This is a genomic window from Lentzea sp., assembly GCF_035525475.1.
GTDB lineage: Bacteria > Actinomycetota > Actinomycetes > Mycobacteriales > Pseudonocardiaceae > Lentzea.
In genome coordinates, this window is the sequence record NZ_DATLEC010000043.1 from 1 (window position 1) to 13500 (window position 13500).

16 protein-coding genes, 1 pseudogene and 1 riboswitch are annotated in these 13500 nt (G+C 70.4%); of the genes and pseudogenes, 4 read left to right on the plus strand and 13 right to left on the minus strand.

Going from position 1 to position 13500, the window contains the following annotated elements; all coding sequences use genetic code 11:
• The 4 genes and pseudogenes from VM306_RS06690 to VM306_RS06705 all read right to left on the minus strand — a co-directional run.
• Positions 1 to 372: pseudogene (locus tag VM306_RS06690) on the minus strand (RNA pseudouridine synthase); the annotation flags it as partial.
• 149 nt (positions 373 to 521) lie between these two features.
• Complete coding sequence (gene lspA / locus VM306_RS06695) at positions 522 to 1262, minus strand: signal peptidase II (protein WP_325512024.1); 741 nt, start codon at positions 1260 to 1262, stop codon at positions 522 to 524.
• Between the two features lie 23 nt (positions 1263 to 1285).
• On the minus strand, positions 1286 to 2617 hold the full coding sequence (locus VM306_RS06700) for an aminotransferase class V-fold PLP-dependent enzyme (protein WP_325512026.1): 1332 nt from the start codon (positions 2615 to 2617) through the stop codon (positions 1286 to 1288).
• Positions 2618 to 2654: 37 nt separating this feature from the next.
• Positions 2655 to 2769: riboswitch (SAM riboswitch) on the minus strand.
• Positions 2770 to 2843: 74 nt separating this feature from the next.
• A complete protein-coding gene (locus tag VM306_RS06705) occupies positions 2844 to 4322 on the minus strand; it encodes a potassium/proton antiporter (protein WP_325512028.1) in 1479 nt (492 codons plus the stop codon).
• 139 nt (positions 4323 to 4461) lie between these two features.
• Between VM306_RS06705 and VM306_RS06710 the strand changes: the two genes are divergently transcribed.
• Positions 4462 to 5394 carry a M28 family metallopeptidase gene (locus VM306_RS06710; protein WP_325512029.1) on the plus strand — a complete coding sequence of 311 codons (933 nt, stop codon included), beginning with the start codon at positions 4462 to 4464 and terminating at the stop codon, positions 5392 to 5394.
• Here VM306_RS06710 and VM306_RS06715 read toward each other — a convergent pair.
• Entirely contained in the window at positions 5367 to 5930 is a 564-nt protein-coding gene (locus tag VM306_RS06715) for a TetR/AcrR family transcriptional regulator (RefSeq protein WP_325512031.1), read from the minus strand. The two genes, VM306_RS06710 and VM306_RS06715, sit on opposite strands and share 28 nt — an antisense overlap.
• A 59-nt stretch (positions 5931 to 5989) precedes the next feature.
• Between VM306_RS06715 and VM306_RS06720 the strand changes: the two genes are divergently transcribed.
• Positions 5990 to 6448, plus strand: a complete 459-nt coding sequence (locus tag VM306_RS06720; RefSeq protein WP_325512033.1) for an SRPBCC family protein — start codon at positions 5990 to 5992, stop codon at positions 6446 to 6448.
• 171 nt (positions 6449 to 6619) lie between these two features.
• Here the strand turns inward: VM306_RS06720 and VM306_RS06725 are convergent, their stop codons facing one another.
• The gene (locus tag VM306_RS06725; protein ID WP_325512035.1) at positions 6620 to 7510 is read right to left on the minus strand and encodes a hypothetical protein; all 891 of its coding nucleotides are present in this window, start codon (positions 7508 to 7510) and stop codon (positions 6620 to 6622) included.
• A 222-nt stretch (positions 7511 to 7732) separates the two neighbouring features.
• On the opposite strand from VM306_RS06725, the gene VM306_RS06730 reads away from it, so the two are divergent.
• Positions 7733 to 8077, plus strand: coding sequence for a DoxX family protein (locus VM306_RS06730; RefSeq protein ID WP_325512038.1), 345 nt, complete (start codon positions 7733 to 7735; stop codon positions 8075 to 8077).
• Positions 8074 to 9225 carry an AfsR/SARP family transcriptional regulator gene (locus VM306_RS06735; protein WP_325512040.1) on the plus strand — a complete coding sequence of 384 codons (1152 nt, stop codon included), beginning with the start codon at positions 8074 to 8076 and terminating at the stop codon, positions 9223 to 9225. Before VM306_RS06730 ends, VM306_RS06735 begins: the two co-directional genes overlap by 4 nt.
• Positions 9226 to 9277: 52 nt before the next feature.
• Here the strand turns inward: VM306_RS06735 and VM306_RS06740 are convergent, their stop codons facing one another.
• The 7 genes from VM306_RS06740 to VM306_RS06770 all read right to left on the minus strand — a co-directional run bounded on the left by VM306_RS06740 (position 9278) and on the right by VM306_RS06770 (position 13456).
• Positions 9278 to 9889, minus strand: a complete 612-nt coding sequence (locus tag VM306_RS06740; RefSeq protein ID WP_325512042.1) for a TetR/AcrR family transcriptional regulator — start codon at positions 9887 to 9889, stop codon at positions 9278 to 9280.
• Between the two features lie 9 nt (positions 9890 to 9898).
• On the minus strand, positions 9899 to 10642 hold the full coding sequence (locus VM306_RS06745; protein WP_325512044.1) for an alpha/beta hydrolase family protein: 744 nt from the start codon (positions 10640 to 10642) through the stop codon (positions 9899 to 9901).
• 92 nt (positions 10643 to 10734) lie between these two features.
• The gene (locus VM306_RS06750; protein ID WP_325512046.1) at positions 10735 to 10953 is read right to left on the minus strand and encodes a hypothetical protein; all 219 of its coding nucleotides are present in this window, start codon (positions 10951 to 10953) and stop codon (positions 10735 to 10737) included.
• Between the two features lie 175 nt (positions 10954 to 11128).
• The gene (locus tag VM306_RS06755; RefSeq protein WP_325512048.1) at positions 11129 to 11617 is read right to left on the minus strand and encodes a hypothetical protein; all 489 of its coding nucleotides are present in this window, start codon (positions 11615 to 11617) and stop codon (positions 11129 to 11131) included.
• Positions 11618 to 11632: 15 nt separating this feature from the next.
• Positions 11633 to 12451: a DivIVA domain-containing protein gene (locus VM306_RS06760; RefSeq protein ID WP_325512050.1), complete on the minus strand. Its 819-nt coding sequence runs from the start codon at positions 12449 to 12451 to the stop codon at positions 11633 to 11635.
• Positions 12452 to 12499: 48 nt separating this feature from the next.
• A complete protein-coding gene (locus VM306_RS06765; RefSeq protein WP_325512188.1) occupies positions 12500 to 12775 on the minus strand; it encodes a YggT family protein in 276 nt (91 codons plus the stop codon).
• Between the two features lie 18 nt (positions 12776 to 12793).
• Entirely contained in the window at positions 12794 to 13456 is a 663-nt protein-coding gene (locus VM306_RS06770) for a cell division protein SepF (RefSeq protein WP_325512052.1), read from the minus strand.
• Positions 13457 to 13500: the final 44 nt, after the last annotated feature.

Here is a 13500-nt window from a genome sequence, read left to right on the forward strand (position 1 = left end):
GAGCCGGTGCACGACGCCCTGGCGCTCGGCGGCACCGGACGTGGCGACGCGGTGGCCGGAGGCGAGGAACCCACCGACGACGGTCGGCCCGGTCCAGCCCGGCGACGGGTGCACGGCGACACCGACGGGCTTGTCGATGACGATGATGTCGTCGTCCTCGTGCAGGATGATCATGCCCTCGACCGGGATCGCCTGGACGGTGACCGGCTGCGGAGGCGCGGGCAGGGTGATCTCCAGCATCGCCCCTGCCGTGAGCCGGTCGGACTTGCCGACGACCCGGCCGTCGACCAGCACGTCGTCCGCGTCGACGATGGCGGCGACGGTCGTGCGGGACAGGCCGAGCAGCTTCGCGAGGCCGGCGTCGACGCGCATGCCGTCCAGACCGTCGGGAATCGGCAGCGTTCGGTATCCGCTCACGCGGGGCCTCGACCTTCTTCTGGCTGGGGTTTCGCCTCATGGCGCCGGGGTTGGGCGTGTCACCGGTAACCGCGCCAGGCAGAACCCTGAATTTACCAGGGCCGCTACCGCTGCTCCCGCAGCCCGTCCTGCTCGACCGGCGCGGGGGACTCCTTGATGACGGTCCCGTCGTAGTCGTGCCGCAGGAGCGAGAGCACGATGACAATCGCGCCACCGCAGACGATCGCCATGTCGGCGATGTTGAAGACCGGCCACACGCCGCCGTACGGGTCGAAGAGCGACAGGAAGTCGACGACGTGGCCGCGCATCGGTCCCGGCTCGCGGAACAGGCGGTCGGCGAGGTTGCCGACAGCGCCGCCCAGCACCAGGCCGAGGCCGGCGGCCCAGCCCTGCGAGCGGAGGTCGCGCGAGATCCAGACGATGAAGCCGGCGACGCCGAACGCGATCAGCGCGAGGATCCACGTCCAGCCCTCGGCCAGCCCGAAGGCGGCGCCGGGGTTGCGGACGAACGTCAGGTAGAGCGCGCCGCCGAAGGTCTTGATCGGCTCGGCGCCCTCGAGGAACGCCACGGACAGGACCTTGGTGAGCACGTCGAGCGCCAGCACACCGGCGGCCAGGACCGCGACGAACCTCGTCTTCGGCTCCGGCAGTGAACCGGTGATCGAGAAGCCCTCGACCTCGTCGTCCTCCGCCTTCGCGGGGGACCCGGCCGGTTTCTCCCCGTCGTCGGGCTCGGGCCGCGCGGCCTCGACCGCGGGCTCCTCCGGCTCGCTGACCTGCGTCTCCGCCGGTTTCTCAGCGACCTCGGCTGGAACCTTCTCCTCGGCCTCGGCCTCGTCACTCACCAGGTCATTGTCCACTAACAGGACTACGCGAGGAACGGCGGCAAGGTTCGGCCGTCGTCCTCGGCGACCCAGCGGCCGTCGCGCCGCGCGTACGTCCACTTCGGACCCTCGGTGACGAGGGTGCGCAGTGCCGCGACCAAACGGTCCACGTGCTCAGCCGTCGTGCCGAGGCCGATCGACGCGCGCACGGCACGTTCCTCGTGCGACCCGACCTGCTTGACCAGACGCCCCACGATGACGTGCGCGCAGAACGCGCCGTCGCGCACACCGATGCCGTATTCGGCCGAGAGCGCCGCCGCGAGGAAGCCCGCGTCGAAGCCGGAGACCGTGAAGCTCACGACGCCGACCTTGTCCGCGTCGGTCAGGATCGCCAGCTCGCGGAAGCCCGGGACCGTGCTCAGACCCTCGCGCAGGCGCGTCAGCAGCTGATGCTCGTGCGCGACGGTCTGCTCCCAGTGCCGCGACAGGATCTCGCAGGCCGCGGCGAGCGCGTGCACGCCGACGACGTTGGGGCTGCCGGCCTCGTGCCGCTCGGGCACCGCGGACCAGGCCACGCCGAGCCGGTCGCCGTGGTCGGTGACCTTCGACGTCGCGCCGCCGCCCACCAGGTACGGCTGGGCCTGCTGCAGCCAGTCGGCGCGGCCCACGAGCACACCGGCGCCGAACGGCGCGTAGATCTTGTGGCCGGAGAACGCGATGTAGTCGACGTCCAGCTCACGGACGTCGATCGGGCGGTGCGGGGCGAGCTGCGCGGCATCGAGCGCGATGCGGGCGCCGTGCCTGCGGGCGACCTTCGCGAGCTCCGCGACGGGCCACAGCTCCCCCGTGACGTTGGACGCCCCGGTGACGATCACGAGCCGAGGACCGACCGGGGCGGCGGTCAGAGCCCGGTCCAGTGCCGCGAGGGCCGCACTAGACGACGACGGGGCAGGAATGCGCTGGACGTTCGGACCGCGCCACGGCAGCAGCGCCGCGTGGTGCTCGCTGTCGAACAGGACGACGGCGGTGTTCCTGGGAACGCTGCGCGCCAGCAGGTTCAGCGAATCCGTGGTGTTGCGGGTGAAGACGACGGTGTCGGACGCGCGGGCGCCGACGAACTTGCGGACGCGGTCGCGGGCCTGCTCGTAGACGCGGGTCGAGACCTGCGAGGCGAACCCGGCGCCGCGGTGCACGCTGGCGTACCAGGGCAGCAGCTCGTCGACGGCGTCGCGGACCTCCTGCAGGCACGGCGCGCTCGCCGCGTGGTCGAGGTTGGCGTACGTGACGCGCTCTCCGGTGACGAGCGGGACGCGCAGGTCAGCGCCGACGACGGCGGGAACGGCGGTGGTGGTGCCGGGGGTGATCGCGAGCGTCATCGAGCTGCCTCCGAGGCCAGGGGCCCCGTTGTGCGAAGGCCCGCGCTTGACCGGCGCCCCACGCGCCGGACCAGGTCCTCACCAAGGGCACCCCACCGCGGTTGGAGGGTTGCCGGCCAGCAAGCTTGGGCTTGACGCTGGCTCTCATGACCTGCCGACGACGTTAGCGGAGGCTCGCGGCGCTCGTCGACACCCGATCACATCGTGAGAAGCCTCGGAAACCGAGTCATTCCCCGGTCTCGCCCTTCCACCGTGCGTAGCGACCGGCCCTGTCGACGGCACGAACGCGCCGTTCAGCGGCCTCACGCGCCTCTTCGGTGGTGACGATGAGCAACTGGTCGTCGGTCTGCAGCCGGGTGGTCGGTTGTGGCGTGAAACTCTTCCCGCCGCGCACCACGAGGCTCACCGTGGCGCCGCTCGGAAGCCTCAGCTCGGACATGTAGACGCCGTGCAGCTTCGACCCGCGCTGGATGTGCACCTGCAGCAGCTCGGCGCCCAGCTCGTCCAACGGCGAGGAGTCGACCTGGACCTCCTGCGGCTCCCCCGCCCGCACCAGCCCGAGGCGCCGGGCGAGGACCGGCAGCGTCGTGCCCTGCACCACCGTCAGCACGATGACCAGCACGAACACCACGTCGACCAGCTCACGCGCGCCTTCGACCCCCTGGATCAACGGGATCAGCGCGAACACGATCGGCACCGCGCCCCGCAGCCCCGACCACGAGAGGAACGCCTGTTCCCGCCACGGCACCTTGAACGGCAACGAGGACAGCACCACCGACAACGGCCGTGCCACGAACGTCAGCACCACGCCCGCGACCAACGCGGGGAACAGCACGTCCAGCAACCGCGACGGCGAGGCGTAGAGGCCGAGCAAGACGAACAGCCCGATCTGCGCGAGCCAGCCGAGGCCCTCGGCGAACGAGAGCGTGTCGGCGCGGTGCGGCAGGCGGAAGTTGCCGAGGACGAGCGCGGCGACGTAGGTGGCGAGGAACCCGGACGCGTGCGCGAGATCGCCCGCGGTGTAGGCCATCACGCACACGGCGACGGTGGCGAGCGGGTACAGACCGGTGGCGGGCAGGGCCGCGCGTCTGAGTCCCGCACCGCCCAGGAAGCCCAGCGCGATACCGATGAGCGCACCCGCGGCCAGCTCGTAGACCACCAGCAGAGGCGCTGTCCACGTGATCTGGTCGGAGGAGGCCAGCAGCACGACGGCGATGTAGACCGGGGCGTCGTTGAGACCCGACTCCAGCTCGAGCGCACCGGTGAGCCGTGCGCCGACACCCAACGACCGCAGGACGCTGAAGACCGCTGCCGCGTCCGTGGACGACAGCACCGCGCCCCACAGCAACGCCATCCGCCAGTCGAGGCCGAGCAAGAAGTGCAACGCCGTGCCGGTCACGGCGACGCTGACGACAACGGCCACTGTGGACAGTGCGATGCCCAGCCGCAGCGAGGACCTGACAGCGTTCCAGCGGGTCGTGAGCCCGCCCTCGGTCAGGATCAGCACGAGAGCGGCGATGCCGAGCGACTGCGTGAGGCCGGCGTCGTCGAACTTGATGCCGAACACCGCCTCGCCCAGCAGCACGCCGATCCCGAGGTACAACAACAACGAGGGCAGGCCGAGGCGAGTCGACACCCGCACCGCGATCACCGAGATCAGCAGCACGGCAGCGCCGATGCCCAGAACGACCGTGACGTCACCCACCTGGACCATTCTGGTTGATCACCACCGAATTGGACGAATCAGACGCGTTAACAACTCCAGCCGTTCGCCCCTAGCAGGCGCATGCGCGGTGGAGCATGTTGATCAGTGGCTCAATCCCAACCCTGCACGGAGTTGAACCATGAGGATCCTGATCGCGCTGGCGGCCGCCTTGACGGTCGCCGGAGCAACCACAGCACAAGCAGCCGCTCCGGCGGCCCTGGCGGCACCGAACATCTCGGTCGCGAACGTCCAGTCACACCTCTCCCAGTTCCAGTCGATCGCGAACGCCAACGGCGGCAACCGCGCGCACGGGCGTCCGGGGTACCTGGCCTCGGTCAACTGGGTGAAGAGCAAGCTGGACGCGGCCGGCTTCACGACGCGCGTGCAGTCGTTCACCAACAACGGCGCCACCGGCTACAACCTGATCGCCGACTACCCCGGCGGCGACGCGAACAACGTCGTCATGCTGGGCGGCCACCTCGACAGCGTCACCGCGGGTCCCGGCATCAACGACAACGGCACGGGCTCCGCGTCGATCCTGGAGGTCGCCCTCCAGATGAAGGCCACCGGTTTCCAGCCGGCCAAGCACGTCCGGTTCGGCTGGTGGGGCGCGGAGGAGCGCGGCCTGATCGGCTCGACCTACTACGTGAACTCCCTGACGACGGCCGACCGGTCGAAGATCAAGGCCTACCTGAACTTCGACATGACCGGCTCGCCGAACCCCGGTTACTTCGTCTACAGCGCCTCCGGTCAGCCCTCCGGTTCGCTGGCACTGCAGCAGCGCCTGCAGGCGGGCTTCACGTCGATCAACGTCCAGACCGAGCTGACCAGCGTCGGCGGCCGTTCCGACCACGCGGCGTTCGCCCGCTCGGGCATCCCGGTCGGCGGCACCTTCACCGGCGCCGAGGGCACCAAGACCTCGGCACAGGCGCAGAAGTGGGGCGGCACGGCCGGCCAGGCCTACGACCGCTGCTACCACGCCTCCTGCGACACCCTGTCCAACGTCAACGCCACGGCGCTCGACCGCAACGCGGACGTGATCGCCTACACGTTGTGGGCGACGGCGGCGTGACCTCTCCCGGTTAGCACCTGCACGGCCTCGTCGAGCACCGGTTCGACGAGGCCGGGCAGCGTCGCCCACATCTGCGCCTGCCCCAGGTAGAGGCTGAACGCGATCAACGCCCGCTTCCGCGCGTGCTCGCGCTCGAACCCGAGCTGCTCGAACAGCTCGGTCAGGTACCCGAGACGCTTCTCGGTGACGCGCTGGAGGACCGGCGCGATCACCTCGTTGTCGGCGGCCCCCTGCAACGCCACCTCCACCGACCCCTTGCGGGTGCGGTCGAGCACGGTGCCGAAGAGGGTCCTCAGCTTGTCCTGCGGCGACTTCTCCGCCTCGACCAGCTCGATGACCTTCTCGGTGTGCTCCCGCTCCCACCGCTCGACGGTGGCCTTGAGCAACGCCTCCCGGTTCGGGAAGTGGTGGTAGACGCTGCCCTTCGTCGCCCCGGCCCTCGCCGCGAGCGGCTCGATCGCGACGGCGCCGACACCGCCTTCGGCCAGTGCTCTCAGCGCTATCTCAGTCCAGTCGTCCCGCGTCCTCCGCACCACGCTTCCATACGCTACCGTACGGTCCAGGAACATACGGCAGCGTATGGAAGGGGATCCTCATGATCAGGAACGTGCACTCGCGCGACCTCGGCGTACCCGCAGGCCCGTTCGTCGACCGCATCCAGGAGCTCTGGCCACCGGCCTGGGGCAAGCAGGAGTTCGACAGGCCGCTGGGCGTGGGAGCGGACGGCGGGCACGGCCCGATCCGCTACCACTGCACCTCGTACACACCCGGCTCGTCGATCACCTTCGCCTTCACCGGCACCGCCGGCACCCACACGCTGTCGGCGTCGGGCACCGTGCTGCGGCACGAACTGGTCGGCGACTTCGACCTCGTCCGGCGCCTGCGGTGGGCGCTGGCGATCCGCTGGCTGCACGACGCCTGCCTGGAGGACTTCCTCGACGGCTGCGAGACCGCCGCAGGACACCCGCCGGCGGTTCCGGCGCGGTGGTCGCCGTGGGTGCGACTGGTGAGGCGGGCCTTCATGGCGGCTGGCCGCCAGCCGCAACGCGCCTGAAGCCCAACGGGATCGTCGGATCAGTTCCGCCACAGCGAGCCCACGGTCTGCCGCCTCGCGGCAGACCTCCACGACTGCTGGAACGACTGCCACGAAGTCCGCGGAACGTGCCCCGGAGGTCTGGCGGGACAATGCGAACCGCCCCGTCCCGCCAGACCGGCGGTCACAGCCTCATCGCGCACCCCCGGCACAGTCGAGCAGGAGCGGGCTGCCCTCGGCACCGCCGTGGACGTCGCCCTCGTCGGTCACCGAGACGAGCGACGAACCGCCGGGCACCGGGTACGAGCGGTCCGGGCTCTCCCACAGCTCCGCGTCGCCCCCGGGCGACCTGCTCAGCACGTGGCCGTGGGAGTTCACGGCCACCGCGTCCGAGGCGAACCTGAACTCCGCCGCGGCACCGGACACGTCCCACCGCACGACCCGCGAGTCCGCGACCCCCACCGCGTACGAGCCGCGCACCGCACGCACCTGCACGGCACCGAGCGGCACCACACCGGACGAGCCGACCCACTGCGCGCCGGACGCCGACGACACGAGCACCGAGCCGTCGTCCGCGATGCCCACCGGTTCCCAGGACGCGTCCGTGCCCGGAACCCGTTGCGGCACAGCGGAACCCGCCGGCCACACCACGGGCTTGCCGTCCGAGCGGCCCAGCACGTCGCCGCGCTCGTTCACGTCGAGCGCCTCCACCCGGTACTCGCCGGGTAAGCCCTGCAGCGACTGGTAGACGCCGTTCTGCCACCGCGAGGCCGCCGGGAACGTGTACGCCGACAGGATCACCACGCCGGACGAGTTCACGTCGCGCGCCCACGTGACGTTGCGGAAGAACGACAACTGGTCGACCAGCTGCCCGTCCTTCCACACGAGCACGGTGGTGCCGTCCATCGACCAGAACGACCCGTTGCCCACGGCGAACGACCCCGCCCCGGACGTCACGCCGCCGGACCGCACGGCCGGCGGCACCGGGAGTTCGACGAACTCCCAGGACCGGCAGGCGGAAACCGGATCAGCCGACGCCGCGGCGGGCACCACCGCGGCGGCGGAAAGGAGCAGTGCGCCCACCAGGACACGCCATCCCCCAGTCATGACCATCGCAATCCCCTTTGCTGGTTGGTCCTGGGAACGACGGTAGCGACGGGGTCTGACAATTTGTGAGCCGGAACGACGCCGGGGCGATCCGACACCGGAGACGACAGCCCGCCCGTCCACTTCGGACCGGCCGCGGCCCTCGGCGGGCCCGCGTCACTCGATCACGACGTGCCCGGGGAACCGTATGCTCGCCCGATGACGTTGACCATCGCGTTGTCGATCGTGCTGGCCCTGCTGTTCGTCGCGACAGGTGCGGGAAAGCTGTTCGGGGCGAAGGCGTCGCTCGAGGCACGTGACCACTTCCGGATGAACCCGGCGCTCTGGCGGACGATCGGCGCGCTGGAGTGGGCGGGTGCGGCGGGCCTGGTCGTCGGGCTGGTCACGTGGGAGTGGGTGGCGCACGCCGCCACCGTCGGGCTGGGACTGCTGATGGTCGGCGCCACTGTCACCCGTCTGAGGTACGACTCGAAGCCTGCGGGCGTCGTCGTGGACCTGGCGCTGCTCGCGTTGCTGATCATGCTGCTGTTCCTGGACCGGTGAGGCACACCTTCCACCTCCTCGGTCCGCCAGAGGTCCGGCGCGGCACCGCCGTCGTCGAGGTGGGGCACGCGCGCCGGCTGAGCGTCCTGGCCGTGCTGCTGGTGGACGTCAACCAGGTCGTCGGCGTCGACAAGCTGCTCGCGCGGGTCTGGGGCGACACGCCGCCACGACAGGTCAAGGCCGCGCTCTACAGCTACATGTCCCGTCTGCGCAGCGCGCTGGACATCCCGATCGTGCGCCGTTCCGGCGGTTACGTGCTCGAAGCCGATCCTCAGGACGTCGACCTGCACCGCTTCCGCGCTCTCGTGTCGCACGGACGGCACGACGAGGCGCTAGCGCTCGTGCGCGGCGAACCGTTCGAGGGCCTGCACGGCGAGTGGTTCGCCAGTCTCCGCGAAACACTCGCCGGTGAGATCGCCGCCGCCGAACTCGACCACGTCGACACTCTCCTGGCGGCAGGCGAACACGAGTCCCTCCTCCCAGGCCTGACCACCCGCGCAAGCGAACGCCCGCTGGACGAACGACTGGCAGGCCAGCTCATGCGCGCGCTGATCGGCGCCGACCGGCGCTCCGACGCCCTCGCCCACTACACGAGCCTGCGGCACCGCCTGGCCGACGAGCTGGGCCTCGACCCCGGCCCCGCCCTGCGGGACCTGGCGGCGTCCCTGCACCGTCCACAGTGGAATCCGAGTCGGTTTCCCCCGTCGCCGGAGGCCTTCACCGGCATGGAACGGGAACTGGCCGCCCTCGACCAGGACGCCCCGATCGTCACGATCACCGGCCTCGCGGGAGCCGGCAAGACCCGCCTTGCCCTGCACTGGGCGCACGAGCACGCCGCCGACTACCCGGACGGCCGGCTCTTCGCGGACCTCGGCGACCGCGATCCGGCCGACGTGGTGCGCGAGTTCATCACCGCCCTGGGCACCACCCCGGACGGCATCCCACCCGAACCGCACGCGCAGACAGCGCTCTACCGCACCTTGCTGGCGGACCGGCGGATGCTCGTCGTGCTCGACAACGCCGCCGACACCGCCCAGGTCGTGCCGCTGCTGCCGGGCACCGCGCGCTGCCGCGTGATCGTGACAAGCCGCGAACGCCTGCCGGGCCTCGTCACCGCCCACGGCGCCCGCCCGGTCGTGCTCGGCTGAGCAGGACCGCTCATGGTGTGCCGGTCGCCGGCTCACCAGATCCGAGCGAAGGTCAGCTACCGGCGCTGACGCCTGCCGGGACACTCCGCAGGCCGTTGACCAGCAGCCGCACGAGGTGCCGCACGTCGTAGCGGTGCCCCTTGCTCGTCGCCGCGCCGGCGCAGATGCTGCCGACACCGCGCATCAGCTCGTAGGGGTCCTGGCCGGGAGCGATCTCACCGGCCTCCGCGGCCGCCTCCAGCAGTCGCGTGCACACCGGCACGAGATGTTCGAGGAAGTAGTCGTGCAGCGGGTCGTAGCACGACTCGCCGGACTGCAGCACGGACGCGAGCCCCTGCTTGGTGATGACGAAGTCGACGAACTGGTCGATCCACTTCGCCAACGCCCGGTGGGGGCCCGGTTCCGCGGCGAGCAGGGCGGGGCCCGCCTCGGAGAGCGACTGCACCTGCGACCGGTAGACCGCCACGATCAGGTCGGCCCTCGTCGGGTAGTGGCGGTAGATGGTCGCGGTTCCCACTCCGGCGCGGGCGGCGATCTCGCGGATCGGCGCGTCGACGCCGGAGGTGACGAACACCGCGGCCGCGGCGTCGAGCACGTTCCCGGCGTTGCGCCTCGCGTCGGCGCGCCGCGGCGGTGGGCCCGCTGCGCCGGGAACGTCGCTCATGACCGCATCCTATCGACCGGCACCGACCGCGGAGGACAGCCGCGAGGCGGCCAGGTCACCGATGTCGAGCAGCATCCCGGCCAGCTCCGCGGGCATGGTGATCATGCAGTCGTGTCCTGTCGCCAGCTCGCGCACGTCGGCGGGTTCCCCGTTCGGCTGCACGGCGGGCACGGGACGGAACTCGATGTCCTCCGGCTTCACCGTGCAGTGGATGTGCGTGCGGGGAATCGCGTCCAGAGCGGGGTTGTCCATGGCGACAGGTTCTTCCAGGCACCGCGTGGACTGGTCGGAGACCATCGTGCCGAGCCAGGCGATGTCCCCCGGGTCGGTGATGCCGAACAACCCGAAAGGCGGAGGCGGCGGAGGCATCCGCCAGTCGTCGCCGATCATGCCGCGAACCACGGGCATGGCGTCGAGCGCGCTCTCCCCGTGGACCGGCACCATGGCGTCGAGGTAGACCAGCCGCGCGATCCGCTCGGGAACCTCGTTGGCCACCGCGGAGATCACCATGCCCGCGTAGCTGTGCCCGACCAGCACGACGTCGCGGAGGTCCTCCTCGACCAGCAGCCGCACGATGTCGGCCGTGTGCGTGCTTAGCCCCGTGTCCGGGCTCAGCAGGTGCCGGGTCTCGCCGTAACCGGTGAGCGTCGGGGTGAACACCGGCCTGCCGCTCGCTCCGAGCCGCGGCACGACCCGCGCCCAGCTCTGACCGCTGTGCCATGCACCGTGCACCAGCACGTACGTCACCGGCATGTTCTCTCCCGAACTAAGTGGGACGCTGTCCCGGTTAACATATGGGACAGTGTCCCACTTAGTCCAGCAGGTCCGCTGAAACGGCGCGAAGATCAGCTGTCGACAGCGGTGGTCGTGCTCCGGGCGGATCGTTCGCGGAACACGACGACTCCGGCGACCACCAGCGCGAACAGCAGCACACCGCCACCGATCGGCATCAGCCACCGGTCGAGGAAGGCCGGAGGAGGCGAGGACTCGCGGACGAAGGTCCGCACCTGGTCCCGCACCGCGGCGTTCCCGGTGAGCTCCGCGAAGTGCGCCTTGCCCGGCACGATCTCCAGCCTGGCGTTCGCGAGGAGGCGCCACGGGTTGCGCGGTGGCCGGTGTCACGCTGAACAGGACGACCGCGGCGACGCCCCCAGCACGGATCTCAGTGGCATGGGGAGCTCACAGCCCGCCGAGACATCGCTCGTCCGCGAAACGGCGCGGGATAACCCGGTCAGCCCCTCAGGAAGCGGAACGGCTCTGGCGAACCAGGACCGCGTCAGGGGTGCACAGGGCGCACGGCGTGAACTGGAGCTGTCGTGCCTCCTGCACCGGGAGGCCCAGCGTGGGCCTCCCGGCGAGCCAGGAACACGAGCTCAGGTGGTACCGGGGCCGCTCGTCCAGCACCCGGACCTCGTCCACCAGATCGGCCACGACGAGCAGATCCGCCGCGTCGGTGTCCTCTTCCGGTGGTTCCTCGTCAGCGGACGGCATGTCGGCCTCATCCGACACCACCACCCGTTGATCATCAACTGCAGCTTGTCGTTCCGCGTTCCGCGTGTCGGCAGCGGGGTCCCCCGGACGCCGTCGCCACCAGTCCCATGCGAGGACCAGGGCGGCGAGCACGCTCGCTCCCACGGACGACCACGCCCAGATCGTGTTGGACGTGGTCAGCGCGGGGACGAGCAGCCCGAGGGCTGCCAGCACCAGAAGCAGAACTACGAAGAGCACCTAGCGAACAGTAGTTCAGCCCGCTTCGGCGCGTGCGCCGAAGGAGTAGCCCTGGGAGCGGCCCTCGGACGGAGCGGCCGGGCCGCGGTCCTGGAGGTCGCGCAGGGACGACTCGAGCATCGTCTTCAGTCGCGTGCGGTACTCGCGCTCGAACGTCTGCAGCTTGTCGATCTGCTTCTCGAGCGTGTTCTTCTCCTGGGTGATGTTGCCCATCACCTCAGCGTGCTTGCGCTGCGCGTCGCGGTCGAGCGCGGTGGCCTTCTCACGGGCCTGCCGCTCGAGCGTCTCGGAACGCGTGCGCGCGTCGTTGAGCATGGTCTCGGCACGCGTGCGCGCCTCGTTGACCATCGTGTCGGCCTTGGCACGGGCCTCGGACAGCAACTGCTCGGACTTCGTGCGCGCCTCGGACAGCATGCCGTCCGCCTCGGCCTTGGCCTCGCCGGTCAGCCGGTCCGCCATCTCCTGGGCGAGACCCAGGACCTTCGCGGCCTGCACGTGGTGGTCGCCGGCCCCTCCAGGGGACGTCTGCTCCATCACCGTGGGCGGTGGGACCGGCGCCAGGCGGCGCGGCGGCTCCTCCACGGGCATGCGGCTCGTCATGGGGCTGGCGGCAGCCTTCGCACGCGCGTCGTCGAGGTCGGCACGTGACGTCTCGAGCTGCTGGTCGAGCTGCTCGACCTGCTGACGGAGGTCGTTGTTCTCCTCGATCAAGCGGGCCAGCTCGCCCTCAACCAGGTCGAGGAACGCGTCCACCTCGTCCTCGTTGTAGCCCCGCTTGCCAATCGGCGGCTTGCTGAACGCGACGTTGTGCACGTCAGCGGGGGTCAACGGCATCGGATCACCTCTCGCACTCCTGGGCTGCGGTCATCCCACGGTTCCCCGTCACCTGGGATCTGCGAATCGCATCAGAATGATAACGACCAGCCACAGCACAATAATCGATAGGTCCAGCCCGACGCCCCCGATCCGCACTGTCGGGATCACCCGACGGAGCAGTAACACCGGGGGGTCGGTGACCGTGTAGACGGTCTCGAGCGTCACGGCTACGCCGCCGGCGGGGCGCCACTCCCTCGCGAACGTCCGCACCAGCTCGACCACGACACGCGCGGTCAGGAACAGCGAGAACGCGAAAAGGACGTAGAAGATGACGAGACGGATCGGGTCCACGGGTCAACTCTATCCGTGGTTCCCGAACCCGCCCTCGGCCAGCTTCCGGCGGTCCTCCGCGGTCACGTCGACATTCGGCGGTGAGAGAAGGAACACCCTGCTGGTGATCTTGTCCATGGACCCGCGCAGAGCGAACGCGAGACCGGCCGAGAAGTCGACGAGGCGCTTGGCGTCCGCGTCGTCCATGTCGGTCAGGTTCAAGATCACCGGAGTGCCGTCCCGGTAGTGCTCCCCGATCGTGCGCGCCTCGCTGTAGCTGCGGGGATGCAGCGTGGTGATGCGCGCCAACGGGTTGCCCGCCGGCTCGGCGACCGGGCGCAGCCTGCTCACGGGCTCGCGCTGCGGCTCGACCGCCAGCGCACCGTGGACGGGAGGTGCCTCAGCGGACCAGCGCCGCGTGCTCGAGGGGCTGTTGCCGCCCCCGCGCCGCGACTCCGGCTCGTAGTCGTCCGGCTCGTCGATGTCGGCCCGGTATCCGGAACCCTGCAGCTCCGGCCGGCCCGGCGTGAACACGCGGTTGCGCCGCGGGTAGGGGTCGTAGTCGTCGGCCTCGGCCGCGTACTCGGACCGGTAGTCGCCGTAGCGGCCGCGGTCGTCGTCGTAGCCGGGGTCGTCTGCGTACTCGGCGGGGACCATCCCGAAGTAGGCCTTCAGCTTGTGCAAAGCGCTCATTCCAGCCCCTCCTCGGCGGTTCCCCACTCTTAGGGACGGTGCGG